Source organism: Dyella jiangningensis (assembly GCF_003264855.1).
Taxonomy (GTDB): Bacteria; Pseudomonadota; Gammaproteobacteria; order Xanthomonadales; family Rhodanobacteraceae; genus Dyella; species Dyella jiangningensis_C.
In genome coordinates this window covers 262,114-286,101 of record NZ_NFZS01000001.1, presented here as the reverse complement: position 1 = coordinate 286,101, position 23,988 = coordinate 262,114, and the positions used below count along the sequence as shown (strand labels likewise).

The following is a 23,988-nucleotide window of genomic DNA, read 5'->3' as shown; positions in this document are numbered from 1 at the left end:
CGTACCTCGTCCTGCGCAGTGCCGACAGTCGTGAATGCGGCGAGCATGCCGGTCCACGGTCGCGCACTGGGTGCGCTCCTACAACGAAACGCGCCCGTCGCTCCGCGAAACGATGTGCCGCGCAGCGGCACGAGCCGTCACCCAACCCCCTGTGTGACGGTGAGGGGTGGACGATCAGGCCCCGCAGGGGTGCCCGACAGGGATGTCGGGCACGTTTCGTCCGGGCAGGAGTCCGGTCGAAAAACCCGGCCGGCCCTCACGGACTGGCTGGGTCGCAGGACCAGACAGCGCCACGCAGGGTGCCTTTCTCTTTGGTTACTTTCTGACGCGAAGCTAATCCCTGTGGGACTTGGGCAAGCAAGAGAAAGTAACCCGGGCCGCGGCAGCGGCTCGGAAGCCCGCGGTCCCACGGGGACTTCCTTCGGTCGCAGGCGAACAAACTGGCGAAAACGCAAGATCAAAAGCGAAAGTCGCTGGATGACCAGCTTCGCTGTTGTAAAGCTCGTCAGGCCTGCGCAGTGATGACGAACAGGGGCGAGAATCGCACCCTCTCCCCAACCCTCTCTCCCACAGGGACTACCTTCGGGTCGCCGAAGGGAGAGGGAGTTACAGCTCGCACAACCGTGGGAGCAATCGCGCACCGGGTGCGCTCCTACAAGGGCTAGAACGAAACGGGGCTCGCGATATCATCGCGAGCCCCGCTGCATGGACCTGCCTCTCAGGAAAGAGACAAACCCCTCATCAACGCGCCTTCAACAGCTCCGACAGGCGGTCGGCCTTGCCGTTGATGCGCTCGAGGTGCGGATACTTCAGGCCGTCGTGGTAATCGATGCGGATCGTCTTGTACTCGTCGAAGTTCTTCACCAGCAGTTCGACCGGCTGGTTCTTGTCCTTCGACGCAGCGGTGACGGCATCCTTGATGGCGTCGCTGGAGTATTCCTTGCCGTTGACCGCAACGAGCTTCATGCCCGGCGACAGGCCGGCCTTGAAGGCAGGGCCGTCCCACAGCACATCGGCGATGTCGCCGCCCTTGCCCACCGCGACGCCCAGCGAATAGGTGAGGTTGGCGCCGCCCATGCGTGCTTCCACCGCCTTGGTCACGGCCGAGGGCTTGTCGTTGTACACCAGCTTCCAGCCATTCGCCTCGAAGCCGCCGATCAGCGGGCCGTGGCCGTCGAGACGGTCGCGCAGGTAGGTGGTCCAGTCGTACGGCGTGATGTCGTTGAGCGTCTTCACCACGTCTTCGAAGGTGTAGGTGTTGACGTCCCATTCGCCGTTCTTCATGCCGAAGAACGCCTTGGCGAAATCGTCGATGGAGCGCTTGTTGCCGGTGAGGTCACGCAGCTTGCCATCGACATCCATCCAGATCATCTGGCCACCGGAGTAGTAGTCCTCGCTCATCTGGTAATTGCGATACGGCAGCGGGCGGCGCATCGCGATGATCGGGTCGTTGGTGGTGTCCTGGATGTTGCGCCACTGCTGCAGGCCCGGACGACCCTTGTCGTAGGTGGCGGCGACATTGGCCAGCATGTCCAGCGCGTCTTCCTGCTTCCACAGGCCCGAGCGCGCGGCCATCACGTAACCCCAGAACTGCGTCTGGCCTTCGTACACCCACAGCAGCGAGTCGCCCATCGGCACGTTGAAGTTCGGCGTGGTGAGGTCGGCGCCGCGACGATACTTGCCGTCCCACGAGTGATTGAACTCATGCGAGAGCAGGTCGCGCATGACGACGTTCTTGTCCCACTCGGTGAAGTAGCCGGTGCCCACGCCGTTCTCGCTCGAACGGTGGTGCTCCAGGCCGTTGCCCGACATCTTGTCGCTCAGCGAGAACAGGAAGTCGTAGTGGTTGTAGTGGTGCGCGCCGTACAGCTTGTACATCTGCTGCACGAGGTTCTGGTGCACCTTCAACTGCTCGGGCTTGATCTCCAGGAACTTCGGATCGTCCGCCACGATGTTGATGAATACCGGCGTCTTCGCGCCCGGGTCGAGATCCACGCGCTTGAAGTACTTGCCGGCGTAGATCGGCGAATCGACCAGGTCGTCATAGTCGATCGGCTTGAAGCTCACCGTGTCGCCGCTGCGCGAGGCCATTTCCAGCGCGCTGCCGTACTGCCAGCCGGCCGGGAAGGTCACGGTGGTCTCGGCCTTGATGCGGCTGGCGAAGTAGCCGGCCGGATACAGCGACACCGAATTCCACTGCAGGTTGAGCATTTCCGGCGTCATCACCACGCGGCCCTGGCGGGTGTCCTGCGCGGAGAGGAACTGGAATTCCACGTCCACGCTGTTCGCGCCTTCGGGCACGTCGACGTGGAACGCAAACACGTTGAGTGGATCGCGCTTCCACGGGATCACCTTGCCGTTCGCCTTCACCACCAGGCCCGCCAGCTTGTCGATCGAACCGGTCGGCGAATGGTTGCCTGGCAGCCACTGCGGATACAGCAGCGTGAGCGGGCCCTGCTTCGCCGGCACCACTTCGTGCACGCGGAACACGCGATGCGCGATGTCGGTGGCATCGACATGGATCTTCAACACGCCGTCGAACGGAATGTCCTGCGGCGCGGGCACATCGGCGAGTGCGGCGAAGCTGCCCAGGCCAAAGGCCGAAGCGAGGATGGCGGAAGCGAGACGCGAGGCTTTCAAGAAGGTTCTCCTGTGGAAATTCGTGCAACGCAACACGAAGCTGCACGAAACATGAACCTCCGATGCTAGTGCGACAATGCACATCGCACCCCCTGCCATTGGTCATGGCGGTGTCTGAACCTCGCCCGTCCCGCGGAATGTCGCACCTGCTGCATCCGCGACGAATGCCCGTATCCTTTCGCCGCCGCGATCCCCACGCGGACCGATGCGTCCTTCCCCCTTAGGCGTCGCATCGGACACAAGAAAATGATGGAGCATTCCATGAACAAGTCTTTCATCGCGGCCGCCTTGGCCGTCGCTGCCGTTTCGCCGTTCGCCGCCAAGGCCGACGAGAACAACCAGCTCGACAACTTCTTTGTCGCCGGCAACCTCGGCCAGAGCAACTACCGCGTCGGCGGCATCTCCGACAAGACCGATGCGTTCTACAACGTGCGCTTCGGCTGGCGCTGGAACGGCATCGTCGGCGCCGAAATCGGCTACGCCGACCTCGGCAAGGGCAAGGACAACACCGACTTCGTCAGCACCTGGGCCAAGCCGCGCGTGGCGCAGCTGGGTGTGACCGCCAAGTACAACTTCTACAACAACTGGTACGTCACCGGTCATGGCGGCTACCTGCGTTCGCGCACCACCGCCGGCGTCACCGTCGGCAACGTGTCCGCCTCGGAGAAGAGCTGGAACAACGGCTGGTACGCCGGTGCAGGCGTGGGCTACGACGTTACGAAGAACGTCAGCCTGGCGCTGAACTACGACAACTACCACGTGAAGTACGGCCGTGCCGGCGCCAGCCAGTCGCAGCTCAACACCAACATCGCCGCCTACTCGGCGTCGGTGGAATACCGCTTCTAAGCATTTGCGGTAGGTGAAAAAAAACGGCCGCGAAAGCGGCCGTTTTTCTTTGGACAATCGTTCTTTTGTAGGAGCGCACCCAGTGCGCGAAAAGCCTACGAAGCAGTGAAGCGGAAGCTCGATACAACCGCGAAACCGCCTTCACGAACACACCGATGGGTTGCGGTCGCGCACTGGGTGCGCTCCTACAACGCGACCGATCAGAGCTTCTCCAGCTTGCTGTGCTTCATGCCGTAGCCCAGGTAGATCACCATTCCCAGGCTCACCCAGATCAGGAACACTTTCCAGGTGATCGCCGGCAACTCGGACAGCAGCCAGATCGAGAAGGCGATACCGATCAGCGGCACCAGCGGCACCAGCGGGGTGCGGAACGCGCGCGGCAGTTCCGGCTTGCGCTTGCGCAGGATCAGCACCGAGCTGCAGATCACGATGAAGGCCGACAGCACGCCGATGTTGACCAGCTCGGCGACCTTCTGGATCGGCGTCGAACCCGCCACCAACGCGGTGAACACACCAAGCGCGATGGTCGGGCGATGCGGCGTGCCATAGCGTGGATGCACGTGCGCAAACCAGCCCGGCAGCAGGCCATCGCGTGCCAGCGCGTACCAGATGCGTGATGCGCCAAGCATGAAGGCAAACAGCACGCTGATCAGGCCGAACACGGCCGACACCGATACCGTCAGCGCCACCCAATGCAGGCCCAGGCCCTTGAACGCATCAGCCACCGGCGCATCGGTATTGAGCGTGTCGTAGTGCGCGATGCCGGTCAGCACCAGCGACACGGCGAGATACATCGCCATCGAAATACCGAGCGACAGCAGCACTGCGCGCGGCAGGTCACGCTGCGGATTCTTCGACTCTTCCGCCGCCGTGGTGAGCGTGTCGTAGCCGAACACCGCAAAGAACACTACCGCCGCCGCCGTGGCGACGCCCGAGAAACCGAAGTGCGACACACCATCGGCACCGGTGATGCGCTCTGGAATGAACGGCACCCAGTTCGACGGGTTCACGTAGAACACGCCTACGCCGATCACCAGCGCCACCGCGGCGACCTTGATCGCCACCACCAGCGTATTGAAGCGTGCACCCCACTCGGTGCGGAACGTGAGCAATGCCGACACGCCCAAGGTCACCGCCGCGGCGATCACGTTGAACACGTGGCCTTCGCCGGTACCTATGGCGCCCTGCGCCCATACCGGCAAATGAATGCCCATGCTGGTGAGCGCCGACTGCACGTAGCCGGACCAGCCTATCGCCACGACCGCCACGATCAGCGCGTATTCCAGCAGCAGGTCCCAGCCGATCAACCATGCGGCGAGTTCGCCGAGCACCGCGTAACCGTAGGTGTAGGCACTGCCTGTGACCGGGATGAGGCCGGCGAACTCGGCGTAGCACAGCGCCGCGGCGGCGCTGGCGATGCCGGCGATCAGGAAGGAGATGACCACCGCGGGGCCCGCGTTGAGCGCCGCCTGCTGGCCCGCGAGCACGAAGACGCCGACGCCGATGATGCCGCCGATACCGATCGCGGTGAGCTGCCAGAGGCCCAGCACGCGGCGGAAATCGCCACGCTTGCCGGCCTCGGCCTGCAGCATCTCCACCGGCTTGTGCCGCACCAGCTTACTAAGGAAATCCATCCGCTCGTCCCCGCTAAGTGAGCGGCGATCATAGCGAATGCGCCCGGCCGTGCCACGCTGCACCCGCGCGAACGGCGGGGAATCAGCCCGGTATCGCCTTCCCCGGGTCAGCCTGCGCGGGCGTATGGACGGCCAGCCACCCGAGCGCGATCGCGCTCACCGCGGGCAGAGCGACCAGCACGGCGACGATGCCCGTACCTAACCGCTCCATCCCGAACCAGCCACCGGTGAACAGCGGAATGGCCGCGGTGACGAGCAGGCGCAGCAGCTCCATCACCACGCCGCTGCGCCTGCCCTCGGTAAGCACACCCAGCGCCGTGAGGCTGAGCACGAGGAAGGCGGCGTAGGCAGCCAGCGACACGGCCGGCAGATGCTTGGCCAGATCCAGGAACTGCACCGCCATCACCAGCAGCAGCGCGAACTGCACCAGGCTGTAGATGACCAGGCCACGCGACAGCGAGGGCTGGTAGCGCTGGCGATGGATGTCGAAATCGGGCTTGGGAAAACGCTCGGCTACATCGGCGGGACGCCAGCCCGGCGGCTTGATCCACACCAGCAGCTTGTCGCGCCAGCGCCGCGCGTGCCATGCATCCTTCCACGCGGCCCAGTACACCTCGACGTTCGCCCACAGCGGATTCCAGCTGCGCAGCGGCGCACGCGTGCCGTAGATCGGCGGGTCGTTGTCGTCTTCCTCGACGAAGGTGCCGAACAGGCGATCCCAGATGATGAGCACGCCGCCGTAGTTCCTGTCGAGGTACTTGTCGTTCACCGCGTGATGCGCGCGATGGTTGGATGGCGAGCAGAACACGCGATCGAACCAGCCCAGTCGCCCGACCAGTTCGGTGTGCACCCAGAACTGGTACAGCAGGTCGATCAGGGCGACCACCGCGAACACTTCGAGCGGGTAACCGGCGATCGCCATCGGCAGGTAGAACAGCCAGCCCAGCAGCACGCCGCTGCCGGTCTGGCGCAGCGCGGTGGAGAGGTTGTAGTCCTCGCTCTGGTGGTGCACCACGTGGGCAGCCCAGAGGATGTTCACTTCGTGGCCGGCGCGGTGCAGCCAGTAATAGCAGAGGTCGTAGAACAGCAGACCGGTGATCCACACCCACGCGCTGCCGGGGGACAACGAGAAGATCGCCAGGTGCTCCACGCACCAGGCGTAGATGCCCAGCGTCAGCACCTTGCTGAAGACCGCCACGACCTGCGAGATCACGCCCAGCCCAAGGCTGTTGATGGCGTCGCTGCTGTGATACACGCGCCGGCCGCGCAGCTTGCCCACCAGCAGTTCCAGCCCGATCAGGGCGAAGAACACCGGCGTTGCCCAGCTGATGATGGTGGCCTGCAGATTCACGTGAAATCACCCGTCTGTCGGACCGAGCGCGCCAGGCACCACAGTGCCGCGTAATAGGTCGCCAGTACCCACAGTGCCGAAAGCGGGATGGCGAAGCGGAACCGGTCCCAGGCCAGCAGTGTATCGCTGAGCATGAACAGCAGCGCACCACCCGCCGCCCACTGCGCGGCCCCGGCCAGCCGGTCGTCGCCATGCATCCACGCACGCGCCACGGCCTGCCCGCCCATGCTGGCCAGCACCACTACGTAGACCACCACCGGCAGATGGAGCGCGCGGGGCAAGGTCGGCCACAACGCCCACAGGTTGAGCAGGCCGTAGGCGAGACAGCCAAGCAAGGCAAGCGGCCGGGCCGCAAAGCGGGTATCGGAGACGAGCGCCCGGATAGAACACAGGTGGCCCAGCAGGAAGGCCACCAGGCCGGCCACGAAAGCATCCATCGGCAGCATCAGCAGAACGTCGCCGGCCAGGGAAAAAACCATCCCGATGCCGATCCAGCGCCGATACACCGCGGAGACTTCCGGCCGGCCGAGCCACGCCTTCCGCAGGATCAGCAGCGTCGCCAGCGGCTTGGCGATCCAGTGCAGCACCTGCCAGCCGTCCACGATCCCGCTCGTGGCGAACGTCGCGCCGATGATCGCGGCGACGGCAGCCAGCGCGATTCCCACATCGATCCTGCGCGACACAACCGGTGCCACGACGACGTTTGAAACGGACATCCCCGGATTCCCCAGACCCCTTGCTCGAATCCAGATAGTAAGACGGTCCGCGTTCCTCGTCATGCCGTCGCGAGGCGCTACCCGACGCTGCCAGCACCGTGGTGGCGAGCTGGACCATGAGCCGGCTTCTCGATGACCCAGCGACCGTTATGTGCTCCCGGCGAGGCCGGGAGATGGGCGCCGCTTCCCGCATGCGGCGCCCATCGTCGTCACCCTCAGAACTTCGCGTTGATGCTGAAGAACACCTGGCGCGGCGCACCCGCCATCAAGGTCTGGTTCCAGCCCTGCGGGTCGGAAGCCACGTAGCCGTTGGTGCCGGTGGTGGCGTAGTACTTCTTGTCGAGCAGGTTGGTGACGTTGAGGCCCAGGCTGAGGTCCTTCAGCACCGACACCGTGCCGATGTCGTAGCTCACGCCCAGGTCGAACAGCCAGTACGAAGGCACCTCGGAATCGTTGAGGTAGGTGATGTAGCGACGCCCGGTGTACTTGCCGTCGATGCTCGCGCGCCAGCTGCCCCAGGTGTAGCTGAGGTCGCTGCTGAACATCCAGCTCGGGATGCCGACCACGTACTTGCCGTCGGTCGCCACCACGCCGTTGTTGAGGTAGTCGTCCTGGTACTTGGAGCTGTTGTACGAGAGCGAGTTGAGCCAGCGCACATGCTCGACCGGACGCCAGATCACCGCGAGGTCGACGCCGGTGCTCTTCACCGAACCCACGTTGTTGAGGATGGCCGAACACGTCTGCACCGCGCTGCACGGCGACACCGCCAGCAGGCGGTTGGTGAAGCGCGTGTAGTACGCATCCGCCGACGCCTCGAAGGTATCGCCATGCACGCGATAACCCAGCTGGAAGGTCTGCGACTGCTCGGGATTCAACGAGCCCTTGCTGGCATCGAACGCCGCCTGCGACTGGCTGAAGGGCAGGAAGCCATAGGCCGCGAGGTTCTTGCTGTAGGAGGCGTACACCTCCTGGTTGGCGTCGAGCTTGTAGTTCACGCCGACCTGCGGCAGGAAGCCATCGCTCGCACGGATGCGGCCCTGCGCGAGCGCGCTGCTCGGCACCAGCGATTCGGCGCTGTTGGTCACGCCCAGCGCCTTCGCGCCGAAGTTGACCGTCAGGCGATCGTCCATGAAGCGGATCGTGTCCGACGCGTAGGCCATGCGCGTCTTGCTGTCGTAGTGCTGGAAGAAGCCGCGTAGGAACGGCGCCTCGTTCTCGTAGAAGTTGCTGAGGTAGTTGTATGCGCCGGTCAGATAGAAGTAGTTGCGTTCCTGGTTGGTGGTGGCGTCCTCCGCCCAGAAGCCCACTTCGATCTCGTTGCCGCCCAGCGCGAATTGCAGCGAGCCGGTGCCGCCGAAACGATCGAGTCCGTAATCGGTGGTGCGCATCGCGAGCGGTATCGTCGGCGACGAGGCCACGTACGGCGTGGCCCACTGACCTTCGCCGCGGTTGTCGTGATAGTAGGTGCCGAGGTTGAGCGTGGTGTGCTCGGCCAGGTTGAAGGTGCCGCTCAGGCCCGTCAGCGTGTCGCGACGTATGCCACCACCCGCGTAGTAGGTGGAATCCACCAGGTCATAGCCGGCCGGCAGCGGCGACAGCACGGCGGGGTACGCGCCCTTGCCGTTGTATGCATTGGCGATCTGCACCGCCGTGTTCCAGTCCGGCTGCAGGTAGTCCCACTTCCAGCCCAGCGCCTTCTGGCTGGCGAGCGAGAGATCCATGTAGTCGTATTCCTTGCGGCGCGACTCGTCGTAGAACAGGCTCACGCTGCCGCTTTCCCACTGGTACACCGACTTCAGGTTGATTTGGTTGGAACGCTGGTCGCCGTAGCCCTTCCACTTGTCGGTGGAGGCGTGGTCGTACGACACGTACATCGAGAAGCCGTGGTAGTCGCCGGTGTCCAGTCGCACGAAGGTGCGTGTGGTGGAATCGGAACCCAGCACCTGGTTGATGCGCGCGCCGGCTACCGCATCCGGGTCGGCGGAGAAGAACTGGATGGTGCCGCCCAGGTTGGTGTTCGCCGCCGTGCCCAGCGCACCGGCGCCCTGCGCCAGCTCCACCGTGCTGATGTTGTCGCTGCTGATCGCGCGCGTCACCTGCAGGCCGGTGGTCGTGCCGTAGCTCATGTTGCCCAGCGGGATGTTGTCCAGCGTGAAGCCGAGGCGACTCTGGTCGAAGCCATGCAGCGTGATCTGCGTGGACCACTCGTAGGCGCCCCACGGGTCGGCCGACTGGAAGTTCACGCCCGGCAGCTTGTCGATCGCCTTGAGCGGACTGGTGCCCGGCGCCAGCGCCTGGATGTCTTCGCTGGTGATCTTCTGCACCTGGCGCGTTTCGCCGGAGGCCACCACCGAGACGGCGTCCATGGTCTTGGCCTTGTCGGTGCTGGCCGCATCTGCAGCGGCGGGTACGTCATCGTCTGCGAAGGCGACGCCCGTGTGGAGGGCGGCCAGGGTTGCCAGCGTGATCGCGGTCCTGCGAAGGGAAAGCTTGGGCATGACGAATCCTCGCGCGCGGATTCGCCATGAACCCGCACGATCAGGTAATGGGATACGGAGGGGAAATAGCCGTCCGAACCACTCGGCCGGCATCAGGAAAGCGTGAAGTCCGCGTGTGTATCGGCGATGACACGCATATTTAAAACACGGCGGAAAACCTGCGATACACCGCATTATTTGGGTCAATGCTTACGCGTTGACTCGGCTATATCGCCATCGCTTTCTGCTGGCTGACGCCTGGGCGAGAGGAGGCTGGCATGGCCCATCTGCGATCGCGCGGCACACGCAAGGCAACGTCGCGACGATCGCGTGGCACCTCAACGCCCGTCCACGGCCTTGCGGCCGATGGCCGGGTCGTCGGTGAAGAACGCATCGATGCCTGAAGCGAGATAGGCACGGATTTCGGCGATCGACCCCGCTTCGTTGAAGGTCTTGGGATCGTTGCCCTGCCAGAAGTTCTTCGCCTGGAAGTGGTTTTCCGGACGGAACGTATAGGGATGCAGCTCGAGCTTCGCAGCGTGTGCGTCGTGCACCAGCGAGGTCGGTTTGCCGAGCGTGCCATCCGCGGCGAGCGGGATGATGGCGCGGATGTTCGGCCCGATCGCATCGGCGTAGGTGGCGATGTCGTGCAGACCCTTGGGCGTCATCATCCCGCCGTAGTTCAACTTGCCGCCGGCGGCGACCACGTCGTACGGCTGCTCGGCCGCGTCGTCCAACAGCTGCAGCAGGCGGATGTTCGGGTGTGCTTTTCCGAGCTTGCTGCGCAGATAGCGCAGGTTGGCGATCTCGAACGACTGGATTTCCACCGGCGAGGTGCGCGTATAGGCATGCGCGGCGAGGATCGCGAGCACGCGGTCTTCCATCGGCAGGCCGGCCTTCTGGAAATAGGTGCCGTGCTTGATCTCGGGGATGATGCCGATCACGCGGCCACGCGTCGCCGATTCCGTGGCGACGAAATCGATGATCTCGTCCAGCGTGGGGATCTGGAACTGCCCGTCGTACGCGGTGCTGCGGAACTCCGGCAGGCGCTCGCGTGCGCGCAGTGTCTTGAGTTCGCCGAGCGTGAAGTCCTCGGTGAACCAGCCGGTGACGGCATGGCCGTCGATGGTCTTGGTGGCTTTGCGCGAGGCGAACTCGGGGTGTTGCGCCACGTCGGTGGTGCCGCTGATCTCGTTCTCGTGCCGCGCCACCGGCACGCCATCGCGCGTCATCACCAGGTCGGGTTCGATGAAGTCGGCGCCATCGGCAATCGCCTTGCCGTAGGAAGCCAGCGTATGTTCCGGACGCAGCGCACTCGCGCCGCGATGGCCGATCACCAGCACCTTGGGCGCCAGCGGCGCCTCGTTGGCCTGCACGTTGCCCATGACGAGCGCACCCACGGCGAAGACAGCCCAGCTTAAACGAACCACGGCCATTACCCGTCTCCTTGCCATGCATGCATAGTGATCGACCATGGTGGGGCGCCCGCATGTCGTTTCCTTGACAGGGCCAGGGGGCGTCGCGACATCGGCGGCATGACTGTCGGCACGGTGTGACTTGCGGCCAATGGCACCCGCCCTCGCGCTTGGTAGTTTGCAGGCACATTCGACAGGACACGAACCCCATGTTCTCCCTACTCTTTGCCGCCCTGCTGGCCAGCGCCCCGGCCGCCACCGACTGCCACGTCGGCGCCTATCGTCTCGCCGACGGGCAGTCGCTGGATATCGCGCCCAGCGACGAGGGTACGCTGCGCTGGCGGCGCATCGATGGTGCCAGCGGCCAGCTGCACCGCGATCACGACGACAGCTGGAAGAGCACGTTCGGCTGGACCGATCGTCCGGATGGCAAGGAAGTGGTCTTCACCGACTGCGCCAAGGGCGACCTCACGTTCGGTGGCATCGCCGCCAGGCGCATCCCGCTGGAAGTACACGACACGGTCTTCACCGGTGAAGGCGGCACGCGACTGGTCGGACGGCTGATGCTTCCACCGGGGTCGGGCAAGGTGCCGATCGTGGTGCTGGTGCACGGATCGGAACATGATTCGGCGCGCACCTGGGACTTCATGCAGCGCCAGTTTCCCGCCGAAGGCGTGGGCGCGTTCGTCTACGACAAGCGAGGCACCGGTGATTCGGCAGGCGAGTACACGCAGGATTACAGCGTGCTGGCCAACGATGCGGTGGCCGCGATGAACGAAGCCCGCAAGCTTGCGGGCGACCGCGCGGGACGCGTGGGTTTCCGTGGTGGCTCGCAGGGCGGCTGGGTCGCGCCGCTGGCGGCGACGCGCACCAGGGCGGACTTCGTGATCGTCGGTTACGGCCTCGCCATCTCGCCCTTGGAAGAAGACCGCGAAGCCGTGGCGTTCCAGCTCAAGCTCAAGGGCTACGACCAGTCGGTGATCGACAAGGCCTGGGAGCTGTCCGACGCCATCGGCCTGATTCTTTCCAGCGGGCTGACGCAAGGCTTCGACCAGCTCGACGCGGCGCGTGCCAAGTACGGCAAGGAGCCCTGGTACGAGGACGTGCGCGGCGACTTCAGCTATCTGGTGCTGCCGCTGAGCGATGCGGACATCCGCGAAAAGGGCAAGGCGTACATGTTCCATACGCCGTGGCATTACGACTCGATGGCGGTGCTGCGCAAGCTGCATACGCCGCAGCTGTGGATGCTGGGTGGACTGGATATCGATGCGCCGAGCGGCGAAACGCTGCGACGCCTGACCTCGCTGCAGGCCGACGGCCTGCCCATCACCACCGTGGTGTTCCCGAAAGCCGAGCACGGCATGACGGAGTTCGAAACGGACGCGAAGGGCGAGCGCGTCTCCACGCGTTATTCGGAAGGCTATATGCGCATGGCTGTCGACTATGCGAAGGGTGCGCTGCATCCGCCGTATGGCGAAGGCCGCATCACGTCCCCCGCAAAGCCCTCCCTGTAGGAGCGCACCCAGTGCGCGATCCAGTCTTCCGGATCGCGCACGATTTGGATTCGGCGATGTAGGGCGTACCCATGGCCATGCGCGATCGTCATGATGCGATCGCGCACTGGGTATGCTCCGACACGAACAACAGCGATGATGCTTTTCTGTGGGAGCGCACCCTGTGCGCGACGAGTGACCCGCAGGCCGCCGGCGCGATGGCGAAGACCGAAGTACACCGCGTCGCCGCGGTCGCGCACAGGGTGCGCTCCCACAAGGTCACAGGCACGCTTTGAGGGAGCGCTTCGTGTGTAGCGTCAGCGCTTTGCGCCCACCTGCTTCAGCCACGCTTCGTAAGTCGGCCGATCCATCGGCACTCCGTCGGCGTTGCAGCTGCCGAGCTTGCACAGCTCCTCGCGGATGCGCGGTGCGTGCTGCACGATCACGTGGAAGATAGCGTTCTGCTCCAGTTCGCCGTGGAAGGCGGCGGCGCCTGGACCGTTGGCGAAGATCGCCACGTCTTCGCCGCCGTGCGTTTCCGCCTTCATCGGCAGGATCGCTTCCTGCATGTAGTCGGGACCGCTGGTCTTCACCTTGCCGAGGTCGGGGCGACCCTTGGTGTTGTACGAGTAGTCGTGCGGGTTGTGCGGGAAGCGCTTGCTGCCTTCCGGCTGCACATCGCTGGCGCCGGTATAGCCCGGGCCGTTCGCGAAGCCCAGCGTGGTGTACGGTCGCCCCGCGGCATCACGCGCCAGACCGGCACCACCTTCTTCGTCGTAGCTGTCGTTGTGGCCCTGCACGAGACCCAGGATGTCGTTGCCGCGCTTGGGATAGCCGGCGAAGGTCATGGTGTGGCTGTGGTCGGCGGTGACCACGATCAACGTATTGTCTGGATCGGTATGCTCCAGCGCCGCCTGCACCGCGTCGGCGAACGCGATGGCCTCGTCCAGTGCGCGATACGCATTGCCGCCGTGCAGCGCGTGATCGATGCGGCCGCCTTCCACCATCAGGAAGAAGCCGTTCGGATTCTGCTTGAGCACGTCGATGGCGCGCGTGGTCATCTCGGCGAGGCTGGGTTCGTCCAGCTTCCCGGCGGTGCGCTCATGCTCGTAGTTGAGGTGCGAGGGGTTGAACAGGCCGAGCAGGCGAGGCGTCTTCGCCGGATCCAGTGCCATCAATTGCTGGCGATTCCAGACATAAGCGCCATCCGGGTGATGTTGCTTCCACTCACCGATCAGGTCGCGGCCGTCCAGGCGCTGGCCGACCATGCCACGCTCGACCGGATCGTCTTCGCCCGCGCGCATGAACTCGGTGCGCCCGCCACCCATCGCCACCGTGAGGCCGCCGGCACCGGGGAAATCGACCAGTTGCGCGGCGAAATCCTTGCAGCCCTGCGCCCTGGCATCGGCGGTGAGGTCGGCATCCACTTCCCAGTTGCGCTCGGGCAGATGACCGTAGGTGGCGGCCGGCGTCGCATGCGTGATGCGCGTGGTGGTGATCGCGCCCGTGCTCATGCCAGCGGCGGCGGCGAGTTCCAGCGTGCTTACCAGCTCCTGGCCACGCGTGGCGGCGCAGTCCTGGCGGCGCGGCACCTGCGAGACGCCGATGAAACCGGCGCGTGTCTTCACGCCGCTCATGATGGCGGTCATGGTGCCGGCGGAATCGGGTGTCTGCTGGTCGGTTTCGTAGGTGCGGCTCAACGCGCTGAACGGAAAGCGCTCGAAACTCAGGCGGTAGCTTTCGCCATCCACGCCCTTGAGTTGTCCCGCGCGCACATGGGCCGCCGCGATGGTCGGCAGGCTCATGCCGTCGCCGAGGAACACGATGACGTTCCTGGCGTGCTGCCCGCCCGTATTCGCTTGCGTGGCGAGCTGCGCAGCCGCCGCCGCGCCGTTGCGGAACCACCATTGCGGGGTCTCGCCACCGGGACGCTGGATGGCCGGCACGTCGATGGCCGCGGCGTGCGCGGCGGGAGGCGCGACGGCCTGACTGGCACAGGCGGTGATCAGCGGAAACGAGGCCAACAACAGCACGCGTGGCGCGCGCAGCGACGGAAACGGCATGGGCAATCCCTTGGTGACAGGCGAATCGCGCATGATAGTCGCGTCGCAAGAAATTGCCGTGACACATTGGGCCCGGCCTTCGATGCTAGCCTCGTGGCATGACCTGTCGCGCGCTGCTCGCGTCCCTGTTCGGGCTGGCCTCCTGCGTGGCCGTGGCCGGCGACGCCACGGGCGACGTCACCGGCCTGCACCGGGACATGGTCTTCGACCAGTATCCCGATGTCGCCACCAGCTCCCAGCTGATCCGTCGACTGGTGAGCCCGCTCAATGCGCAGCGCATCCGGCAACAGGCCCACGCGACCGGCATCGCCATCCGCGAACAGCCGATCGATCTTTCGAAGGAGCGCTTCACCGTCTACGTACCGGCGCATGCGCCGCCGGAAGGCTATGCGCTGATGGTGTTCGTGCCGCCCTGGGATGAAGCACGCATTCCGCTCACCTGGATTCCCGTGCTCGAGCGTCGTGGCATCGTGCTCGTCACCGCCGCCGCATCCGGCAACGACGAGGACGTGCTCGACCGGCGCGAGCCGCTGGCGTTGCTCGGTGCGGCCAACGCGATGTCGCGTTACCACATCGACCCACGGCGGGTCTTCGTCGGCGGCTTCTCCGGTGGGTCGCGCGTGGCGTTGCGCCTTGCGCTCGGCTACGCCGACCTCTTCCATGGCGTGCTGCTCGATGCCGGCAGCGACGTGCTCGGCCAGCAGATTCCGCTGCCGCCACGCGAGCTGCTCGAACAGTTCCAGGCGTCGACGCGGGTGGTCTATCTCACCGGCGCCACCGACACCTCGCGCCAGCAGGCCGATCGGCAAAGCCGCCAGTCGCTGAAGCAGTGGTGCATCACCGATATCGACGCGCGAACCATACCGTGGACCGGCCACGAGATCGCCGACCCGTCGGCCCTCGACCGCGCGCTCGAATCACTGGAGCGTCATGCCCCGGACGACGCTGCGTCGCTCGCGACTTGCCGCGCACGCATCGACAAGGATCTCAACGAGCAGCTGGATGCCGTCGAAGCCTCGCTGGCCCGCGATGAGCGCGACCGCGCGCGCAGCCGGCTGCAGGACATCGATCTTCGCTTCGGTGGAATGGCCGCGCCCAGGATCGTCGAACTGGCGTCGCGGCTCGATGCCGCGACACCCAAATGACCACGCTTTCGGGTCAGCGCCTGCCGTCGAACACCGGCGTGCCCTGGGCACTCCAGTGGAACGGCTCGATGTACGGCGCGCGACGCGCGGTGCATTTCCACTCCGGACCGCCGTTGGCGTGATAGATGATCCAGTCCTGGCCGTCCGGCGACTTGAAGAACCCGTTGTGTCCCGTGGCATACACGCCACGCTCGGCCGAACCATGCAGCACCGGCGCTGGCGACTTGCGCCACGACGAGGGCTCCAGCAGGTTGGCGCTGCCATCGGCTTCGAGCAGGCCCAGTGCGTAGTCGTCGGACCAGCACGCACTTGCCGAATAGGTGAGGAACACCTTGCCGCCCGGCCCCTTGAGGAATTCCGGACCTTCAAGGATCTTGCGACCGCCCTGCATCTCCCACGCATACGTGGGATGGGCGATATCCACCTGCGGCTCGCCCAGCGTCCATGGGTTGCTCATCGGCGCGATGATCAGGTCGCTGTGGTCGTCCACGTAGGCGGAGTAGACGAAGTAGCGCTTGCCGCCGTGGTCGAACACGGTGCCGTCGATGCCCGACAGGTGCGTCTTCAGCATGCCCTTGTCGATCCATTCGCCCTGCGTGGGATCGGCCGAGGCGTTCTCCAGCACGAACACATGGCGATGCGCATCGTCGTTGTGCGACTTGTCCACCGCCGTGTAGTAGAGGTACCACTTGCCATCGAGGAAGTGCAGCTCGGGTGCCCATATCGAAGCGGAGTTGGCTCCTTGCGCGGGCGCACGCCACACGACGACCGGCTTCACCTCGCCCAGGTGCGTGAGGTCGGTGGTCTTCCACAACGAAATGCGATCGCCCTGGGTGTTCGTGTAGTAGTAGACGCCATCTCGCTGCGCCACCCACGGATCCGGGCCCGATGGCAGCAACGGTCCCTGCGGCTTGGCCGGCAACGCGTACGTCGAGGCAGCCAGAGCCAGGCCGGCCAGGGCAAACGTCATCCGCAGCGCACGCATCACGGTTTCACCGCCGGCGCTTGCCCGTCCACCTGCAAGTAGTCGACATCGAGCACGTGCTCGCCACCATCAATGTCGATGGTGTTGAAGCCCGGCAGCAGGTTCGCCTGCACGCTGATCTCGTGCCAGCCGTCGACAACGTCACTCGGGCGAGGCGTGGAAACACGCGCTCCGTTGACCACCAAGGCAGGTTGCGCCGCAAGGCCGAGGTCGGCATAGCGCACGCTGAGTGCATGCGTTCCGCCCGTGCTGTTGACCACGAAGCGCAGCCGCGCCTGCGGACCGGCGCCCAGGCGCGCCTTGCGCAGGTTGGACGCCCTGGGGTCGGGCACGGCCACCGCGCCGGTGAACGCTGCATCTTCCGCTTCGTAGCGGTTGAACGACAGCGTCGCCGCGCGATAGAGGATCTCGTTGCGCGAGGCGTGCGTCGGCGCATCGGGCACCGACGAACTGGTGACGTGCAGCAGGCTGCCGTCGTCGCGCAGCAGCAGTTCCTGCGTCCAGCCGGCGTGGATGTTGCCGGTGAGCTTCTGCACCGGTGCGCGCACTTCCCACCAGGGGCCGCGGCCCGAAGCGTTGTTCCAGTAGAGCGTGCGGCCGCCTTCGCCGCCACCGCCACCGGCGCGTTCCGCCGACACGACGATCACGCCTTCGGGACCGCCCAGCGGGAACCAGCGCACCACCGGGCACGCGGCGGGCCAGAAACCCGACAGCGTCATCACCGGTTCGCCGTGCCGCTGCGGATCGCCCCAGTCGAGGCCATCGCGGCTGAACTTGATGAACACCTGGCCGTTGTCCGGTCCGTCGATGTTCTCGTAGGTCATCGCATAACGCTTGTCGGGCAGGCGCGTAACGATGGCCATACCGGGACGCTGCACGCCGCCGGGAATCGCCACGTCGCGCTCTTCCTGACCCCAACGCCGGCCACCATCGTCGGAGACCTTGTGCGCCAGCAGCTGGTTGTAGCCTTCCGCCTTGTGCTGCTCGGTGGAGTAGTAGGCCACCAGGCGGCCGTCGTCGAGCACGTGGACGTAGGACTCCCACACGCCCTTGTTGTCCTTGTCTTCCGGCCGCCCGCCGCCCTTCACGATGGAACTGCGATAACGCCAGGTCTTGCCGCCATCCTGTGAGACATACACTTGCAGGTCTTCGGTGACGACATGGCCTTTCGCATCATTGCCGGTCGCGTTGGCCGACAACACCAGCGTGCCCGCCGACAGATCGCCAGCCGCCCGCTCCAGCTCGGTAATGTGCGGCTGCCAACGCAGCTGCCAGCTCTTATCCGAGGCATGCACCTGGTCGGTGACATTCATCAGGAAATGCCAGGTGTCGCCGTGATCACGGCTTTCCCACAGCGGGATGCCACCCATGCCGTTCTGTTCGAACACCATCAGCAAGCGGCCGCGATCCTGTGTCGAACCATGTTCGATGCGCGCAATGGACACATAACCGGTGCCATCGGCGAGCCGCGTACCTACGGCCTGCTCGGGAGCGTCCTGGGCATGCGCGGCGCAGGCCAGCGAAACAGCCAGCGCCAGCGTGGCCAGTGACCTTGTTGCGATCTTCATGCGTGCTCCTCGGTATCGACGGAGGCGTACCCTGCCCTCCAAAAAAAGTGGCGGAACGACGGCGTTGCCAGCCGTCGCCCGCCAAGTGGGAGAGATTTACATCTTGAAGCGCAGGCCCAGGCCGTAGGTGCGGTCCTGGTAACGCACGTCGCGCGGACGGGTTTCGCCATCACCCCAGTACTGATGCAGGTCCGCGCCAAAGATGTTGGTCGCGTTGAACACCACGGTGAAGTACTGGTTGACGTCGTAGCCGAGCGAGAAGTCGACCTGGTTGGCCGGCTTGATCTCGTCGTTCACGCCCGCCACGGTCGGCTGGTTGAAGCCATCGATGAAGCGGCTGCGGTAGTTGTAGGCGAGGCGTGCGGACCAGCCGAACTTTTCATACATCAGCACGGCGTTGCCGTTGTTCTTCGACACGTTCTGCAGCGGCGAGGTGACCACCGGGCCGCCGATGTACTGCGGCGAACGGGTGGAGCCGTCGATGTAGGTGTAGTTGAACTGCACGCCCAGGCCGTTGAACGGTTCCGGCAGGAAGTCGAAGAACTGCTGGTAGGCGAATTCACCACCGAACAGATGGCCCGAACCCGCGCTCTGCGGCGAGTTGAGCTGGTACGGCTGACCGCCGATGGTCACGTCCGTCACGTAGTTCTGGATGTAGCCGTTGATGTCGCGATAGAACAGGCCGCCGCTGACGTAGCTGGCCGGCGCGAAGTACCACTCCAGCGAGGCGTCGTAGTTGTTCGACTTGATCGGCTTCAGGTCCGGATTGCCGCTGCTGGCGATGCCGGCACGGTTGATGGTGCCCGGATTGAGCGACAGCGACGGATTCAGCTGGCCAAAGCCCGGGTAGGTGAGCGTCTTGGCGGCCACCAGGCGCAGCTGCAGGTTGTCCTTGATGTGCAGGTTGAAGCTGGCGTTCGGCAGGTACACCGGCGCACTGGTGTTCGCCGACAGCGGCGAGTAGATGTTGGTCGACGCGTCAAACGAGAACGCATCGAGGTTGCGCTTCACGCGTTCGATGCGCATGCCCAGCAGGCCGTCGTACGGCAAGCCGAACATCTCGTTGCCGTAGGCGAACTGGAAGTAGCCCGAGTACGACTTCTCGTCGATCTGGTAGTAACGACCCGGATTCACCGGCGCCAGGCCGCTCGGCAGACCATAGAGATTGCGGATCGCATCGGCGTTGTTGACGAGGAAGTTGTAGCAACCGCTCAGCCAGGTGGCCGGGATCGCATCGGTACTCGGCTGGCTGCAGAAGTAGCCGTTCGGGAAGCGCGCGATGACCTGGTTGGCCGGATTCGGGTTGGCCGAGATGGCGCCCGTGCCGCCCGGCGGCGGCGTGGAGACTTCCACGCTGCCCGTGTACTCGGCCTTGTGGTCCGAATAGCGCAGGCCGAAGTCGACGTACTGGAAGAAGCTGCCGTTGAGGTCGTACGTGCCGTCGCCGCGCCAAGCGGTCTGCGTGCCGCGCTGGTTGTTCCAGGTCTGGAACAGGCCGTTGAGGTAGTACTGCGACGGATCGTTGGCCGGGTTGCCCGCGAGAGCCCAGCTGTTGCCGCCGTTCCACACCGTGGTCACCGGCGCCTTCAGGAAGGTGTCGACGATGAAGGTCTGGTCATGGAATGAGGAGGAGTTGAACGACAGGTCGGTCGACAGGTTCAGGCGATCGCCATGCCACTTCGCACCGATCGAGTTCTGGATGTCATGACCCCACTGCTGGTGCGCCTGCGTGCTGGTGGCCGCATAGGTGTTGCCGGTCCAGCTGCCGTTGGTGGCGTCGCAGATGGTCTGGCCCTGGTACGGCGAACCGGTCAGCTGGTTGGCGTAGCAATGGTTGCCTACGGTGACCGAGGTCGGGTCGACCGAGCCCACCGGGAAGCTGAAGTAGAACGGCTGGTTGTAGCTGTCCGAATCCCAGTCGTACAGGCCTTCGACGTAGACCTCGGTGCTGTCGTTCGGCTTCCACTGCAGCGCGTAATTGAATTCCTGGCGCGTGCGGTTACCGATGTTGTAGTCGGCGCCGAAGCCGTTCGGCATGGAGATGAGGTTGCCGTCACCCGTGCGGATCGGCGCGCCATTGGCGCCCGTGAGCACCTTCGGGAAGTCGTTCCACACCGCGTTGTAGGCGTAGTGCTGCTTGTCGTAGCCCACATTCACCAGGGCGCCGAACTCGCCGATGTCGGTCTTCCAGCGATCGCTCAGCAGCAGGCTGCCGTTGGGGTCGTTGTGGTCGCCGTACTTGCTGTGGGTTTCGGTGAAGGTGGCGGCCGCCTTGGGGCCGTCGAAATCGAACGGACGATACAGCTGCATGTCCACCAGGCCGGCGATGCCACCGGTCGGCAGGCTCGCCTCGCTGGTCTTGTACACCTGCACGGTCTTCACTGCCGTCGCCGGCAGGTTCTGGAAGGCGAACGAACGGCCCACGCCGCTGAAGATCTCGCGACCGTTCAAGGTGGTGATGACGTTGGGCAGGCCGCGGATCACCACCGAGTTGGTTTCGCCCTGGAAACCCTGGGCGATCTGCACGCCGGTGATGCGCTGCATGGCGTCCGCCACGCTGTTGTCCGGCAGCTTGCCGATGTCTTCGGCAACGATCGAGTCCACGATCATGCGCGAGTCCTGCTTGATCGACTGCGCGCTCTGCAAGCTTTCGCGCAGCGGCGTGACCACCACGCCCGAGAGGTTCACGGCGTTCTGCGTGGACGCTTCGGTGCCGCTGGTGGCCGGCTTCTTCTGCGCGCCGGACTGGTTGGACTGCGCGTCGGCAGACGGCGCATCGGCGGTCTGCTGCTGGTCGGCCGGTGCCGGCGTCGGCGCATCGGCCGCGTGGGCGGTGGCGAAAGCCGCGGCGATCATCGTCGCGAGCAGGGTCATGGGAATGCGATGGCGATACATGGGTGAAGCCTCCCCTCAGAGGTCAGTCGTGTGTCGCCGGTTGAACCGGCGACTGTCGTTGTGCAATGCCGTTGTGGGACGGCGAATGGATAAGGCGTGCATCAGTGCGTCTTGCTGGTGGCCTGCGCGGGATACATCACCGCCTCGGCAGGCACTACGCCGCGCGGCGCGTGGGACAGCGCGCGGAGAATCTCGGCTTCGCGTTGGCGATAAGGCGTGCCATCGCCGTGCAACAGATCGTGGAACCACAGCGTCGGCGGCTGCTGCGTGTACGGACGCAACCACGAATCCCACGGCATGATGGTCTGCGACTTACCTTCCACGAAGCCCCAGTTCACCATGCCCACGTCGAGTTTCTTGGCGAGCGGCAACACGCCGTCGATGGTCGAACCCGCGCCGCGCGCCATGTATTCGGTGCAGATCAGCGGACGGCCATAGCCCTTCAGCTGCTGCACGCGGCTGGCGAATTCCTCCGGCCAGCCGTAGTTGTGGAAGCTGATCACGTCGGACTGCTCGAGCTGGGTGCGTTCCACCGCGTTGAGCTTGGCCGGATCGGACCAGTCATCGTCATGCCAAACACCGCTGATGAGCGGCTGCGTCGGCGACGCGCTGCGCGCCCAGGTGAAGACCTGCGGCAGCAGCTTGGCGACCAGCGCCACCTTGTCCTTGGGTTCCTTCGGGTCGTAGTTGCCGCCACCCGGATTGTCGGGCTCGTTCCACACGTCCCAGGCGAGCACGCGGTTGTCCTTGCCGAAGCTGCCGACGATGTCCTTCACGTACTGCTCGAAGCGCGGGTACTGGCTGGGATCGGTCATCGCCACGCCAGGGCTCTGCACCCAGCCGGAGTTGTGCACGCCGGGGATCGGTGGGTGCTGCGGGCCGAGTTTCGGTTCCGGATCCCAGCACGAATCGAACAGCACGAAGATCGGCTTGATGTCGTGCTTGGCGGCAATCGTGAGGAAGCGGTCGATGCGCTGCTTGAAACCGGCCGGATCCTGCTGCCACAAGAGGTCGTGCAGGAACACGCGCATGGTGTTCATGCCCAGCTTCTGCGCCCAGCCCAGCTCCAGGTCGATGCGCGCGGCATCGAAGGTATCGGCCTGCCACATCTCCAGCTCGTTGATGGCGTTGGCCGGCACGTAGTTGCTGCCCAGCGTCCACGGCTGCTTGTCGTACCAGGCCTTGGCTTCGGCCGGCGTCCAACGGCCGGAGGCTTCGCGCGCCTGCGTCGGCGCGGCGAACGTCGCCGCCAGTCCCATCGCCATGGCCAGTAGTGCGTACTTCATAGCTCTCCTTCTTGGATCGCGCGATCCGCCGCGCGACGCATGGTTTGGTGCGTGGCCGCCCTTTCGCGAGACAAAGCGGCCCCGTGAACGCCCTTCGCGGGCGCCCTTGCATCGATGACTTGGTGCGTCAGCGCGCTCCGCGCGCCGATTCGGTGGTGAACTCGTACACGATCAGGTTGCGGTACTCATGACCCGGCTCCAGCCGGGCCGAACCGAACGACGCCTGGTTCGGCGTGTCCGGATAAAGCTGCGGTTCCAGCACGAAGGCATCGCCCTGGCGATACACGTGACCGCCGGTGCCGACCGTCGTGCCGTCGAGGAAGTTGCCGGAATAGAACTGCAGGCCAGGCTTGCTGGACTTCAGCGTCATCACACGGCCCGATGCCGGATCTTCCACGCGCGCGACCACGCGCGGCGCGGCGGCTTCTTCGCGGCTGATCACCCAGTTGTGGTCGTAACCGCGGCCGTTGAGCAATTGCGGATCGTTGGTGCGGATGTCGCGGCCGATCGGCTTCGCCTGGCGGAAATCGAACGGCGTGCCGTCGACCTTGCGGATCTCGCCGGTGGGAATGGAGCCGGCATCGACCGGAAGATACGCATCGCCCGCGATGGTGAGGCGCTCGTCCATCACGCTGCCCGAGCCTTCGCCCGAGAGGTTCCAGTACGCGTGATTGCTGAGATTGACGATGGTCGTCTTGTTGGTGGTGGCGCGGTAGTCGATGGAGAGGCGGTTGTCCTCGTCCAGCGTGTAGGTCGCGCTGACCTTCAGCTCCCCCGGATAACCCATGTCGCCGTCGGGGCTCACGTAGGTCAGCGTGACGCTGGCCTTGCTGCCGTCGTGCTTCACGTCGCCCACGGTCCACAGCACCTTGTCGAAACCGCGCGTGCCGCCGTGCAGCGAGTTGGCGCCGTCATTGACGGGCACGCTGTAGGTCTTGCCATCGAGCACGAAGTGCCCCTTGGCGATGCGGTTCGCATAGCGACCCACGGTGGCGCCGAAGTACTGGGGCTTGCTCAGGTAGCCGCCCAGCGAGGGGTAGCCGAGCGCGATGTTCGCGCTCTTGCCGTTGCGATCGGCCACCTCCAGCGACTGCAGGCTGGCGCCCAGCGCGAGAATGCGCGCCTTCATGCCGTGGGAGTTGCTCAACACCACCGCATCGACGTGCTTGCCGTCGGGCGTCGTGCCGAATGTTTCCCGCTTGGCGTCCGTCGCGGCGTGTGCCGCGGACAACGTCGCCAGCCAGAGAATCGAAGCCATCAAACCTGCACGCTGCATGTCCCCAGCATCCCCTTCGATGTATCACGAGTGCCGGCATGCAATCACATTGTATGATTATCGTGCAAGTGTTCCTGGTCACCGAAATTTTTGTTGGTGCGATGCGACATTGCGGACACTGGCATGCTCGATGGATCGCCATGTCGCGGTTTTCATGCGGTGGAGCGGAAGCACGATGGCCATGCCCAAAGGTGATCC

Annotated in this window: 16 protein-coding genes; 4 read left to right on the top strand and 12 right to left on the bottom strand. The window is 65.0% G+C overall.

Going from position 1 to position 23,988, the window contains the following annotated elements:
- Positions 1 to 741: 741 nt before the first annotated feature.
- Positions 742 to 2,640 (bottom strand): M61 family metallopeptidase, encoded by a 1,899-nt coding sequence (locus CA260_RS01160; RefSeq protein WP_111980641.1) that lies wholly within the window; start codon positions 2,638 to 2,640, stop codon positions 742 to 744.
- A gap of 261 nt (positions 2,641 to 2,901) precedes the next feature.
- Between CA260_RS01160 and CA260_RS01155 the strand changes: the two genes are divergently transcribed.
- Complete coding sequence (locus CA260_RS01155; RefSeq protein WP_172461684.1) at positions 2,902 to 3,486, top strand: outer membrane beta-barrel protein; 585 nt, start codon at positions 2,902 to 2,904, stop codon at positions 3,484 to 3,486.
- A gap of 200 nt (positions 3,487 to 3,686) precedes the next feature.
- Here CA260_RS01155 and CA260_RS01150 read toward each other — a convergent pair whose 3' ends face one another.
- The 5 genes from CA260_RS01150 to CA260_RS01130 all read right to left on the bottom strand — a co-directional run bounded on the left by CA260_RS01150 (position 3,687) and on the right by CA260_RS01130 (position 11,049).
- Positions 3,687 to 5,120, bottom strand: a complete 1,434-nt coding sequence (locus tag CA260_RS01150) for an amino acid permease (protein WP_111980639.1) — start codon at positions 5,118 to 5,120, stop codon at positions 3,687 to 3,689.
- Between the two features lie 82 nt (positions 5,121 to 5,202).
- Entirely contained in the window at positions 5,203 to 6,471 is a 1,269-nt protein-coding gene (locus tag CA260_RS01145) for a sterol desaturase family protein (RefSeq protein ID WP_111980638.1), read from the bottom strand.
- Positions 6,468 to 7,187, bottom strand: coding sequence for a lysoplasmalogenase (locus CA260_RS01140; RefSeq protein ID WP_111980637.1), 720 nt, complete (start codon positions 7,185 to 7,187; stop codon positions 6,468 to 6,470). The genes CA260_RS01145 and CA260_RS01140 overlap by 4 nt, the downstream gene beginning before the upstream one ends.
- 215 nt (positions 7,188 to 7,402) lie before the next feature.
- Positions 7,403 to 9,685, bottom strand: coding sequence for a TonB-dependent receptor (locus tag CA260_RS01135; protein WP_111980636.1), 2,283 nt, complete (start codon positions 9,683 to 9,685; stop codon positions 7,403 to 7,405).
- A 317-nt stretch (positions 9,686 to 10,002) separates the two neighbouring features.
- Positions 10,003 to 11,049 carry a glycerophosphodiester phosphodiesterase gene (locus tag CA260_RS01130; protein ID WP_238149686.1) on the bottom strand — a complete coding sequence of 349 codons (1,047 nt, stop codon included), beginning with the start codon at positions 11,047 to 11,049 and terminating at the stop codon, positions 10,003 to 10,005.
- A 239-nt stretch (positions 11,050 to 11,288) separates the two neighbouring features.
- Here CA260_RS01130 and CA260_RS01125 point away from each other — a divergent pair, with 239 nt between their 5' ends.
- Together CA260_RS01125 and CA260_RS01120 are read left to right on the top strand one after the other, a co-directional pair.
- Positions 11,289 to 12,593 carry an alpha/beta hydrolase family protein gene (locus CA260_RS01125; protein ID WP_111980634.1) on the top strand — a complete coding sequence of 435 codons (1,305 nt, stop codon included), beginning with the start codon at positions 11,289 to 11,291 and terminating at the stop codon, positions 12,591 to 12,593.
- Positions 12,594 to 12,664: 71 nt separating this feature from the next.
- The gene (locus CA260_RS01120) at positions 12,665 to 12,868 is read left to right on the top strand and encodes a hypothetical protein (protein WP_111980633.1); all 204 of its coding nucleotides are present in this window, start codon (positions 12,665 to 12,667) and stop codon (positions 12,866 to 12,868) included.
- A gap of 21 nt (positions 12,869 to 12,889) precedes the next feature.
- Here the strand turns inward: CA260_RS01120 and CA260_RS01115 are convergent, their stop codons facing one another.
- Complete coding sequence (locus CA260_RS01115) at positions 12,890 to 14,635, bottom strand: alkaline phosphatase (protein ID WP_111982944.1); 1,746 nt, start codon at positions 14,633 to 14,635, stop codon at positions 12,890 to 12,892.
- Positions 14,636 to 14,733: 98 nt separating this feature from the next.
- Between CA260_RS01115 and CA260_RS01110 the strand changes: the two genes are divergently transcribed.
- On the top strand, positions 14,734 to 15,780 hold the full coding sequence (locus tag CA260_RS01110) for a hypothetical protein (protein WP_111980632.1): 1,047 nt from the start codon (positions 14,734 to 14,736) through the stop codon (positions 15,778 to 15,780).
- A gap of 13 nt (positions 15,781 to 15,793) precedes the next feature.
- Here CA260_RS01110 and CA260_RS01105 read toward each other — a convergent pair whose 3' ends face one another.
- The 5 genes from CA260_RS01105 to CA260_RS01085 all read right to left on the bottom strand — a co-directional run bounded on the left by CA260_RS01105 (position 15,794) and on the right by CA260_RS01085 (position 23,772).
- Positions 15,794 to 16,765, bottom strand: coding sequence for a glycoside hydrolase family 43 protein (locus CA260_RS01105; protein ID WP_202864034.1), 972 nt, complete (start codon positions 16,763 to 16,765; stop codon positions 15,794 to 15,796).
- Positions 16,765 to 18,333 (bottom strand): exo-alpha-sialidase, encoded by a 1,569-nt coding sequence (locus CA260_RS01100; protein ID WP_111980631.1) that lies wholly within the window; start codon positions 18,331 to 18,333, stop codon positions 16,765 to 16,767. The genes CA260_RS01105 and CA260_RS01100 overlap by 1 nt, the downstream gene beginning before the upstream one ends.
- Before the next feature lie 96 nt (positions 18,334 to 18,429).
- Positions 18,430 to 21,228: a TonB-dependent receptor gene (locus CA260_RS01095; protein WP_111980630.1), complete on the bottom strand. Its 2,799-nt coding sequence runs from the start codon at positions 21,226 to 21,228 to the stop codon at positions 18,430 to 18,432.
- 101 nt (positions 21,229 to 21,329) lie between these two features.
- Positions 21,330 to 22,514 (bottom strand): cellulase family glycosylhydrolase, encoded by a 1,185-nt coding sequence (locus CA260_RS01090; protein ID WP_111980629.1) that lies wholly within the window; start codon positions 22,512 to 22,514, stop codon positions 21,330 to 21,332.
- Positions 22,515 to 22,641: 127 nt separating this feature from the next.
- Positions 22,642 to 23,772, bottom strand: a complete 1,131-nt coding sequence (locus tag CA260_RS01085; protein WP_202864033.1) for an aldose epimerase family protein — start codon at positions 23,770 to 23,772, stop codon at positions 22,642 to 22,644.
- Positions 23,773 to 23,988: the final 216 nt, after the last annotated feature.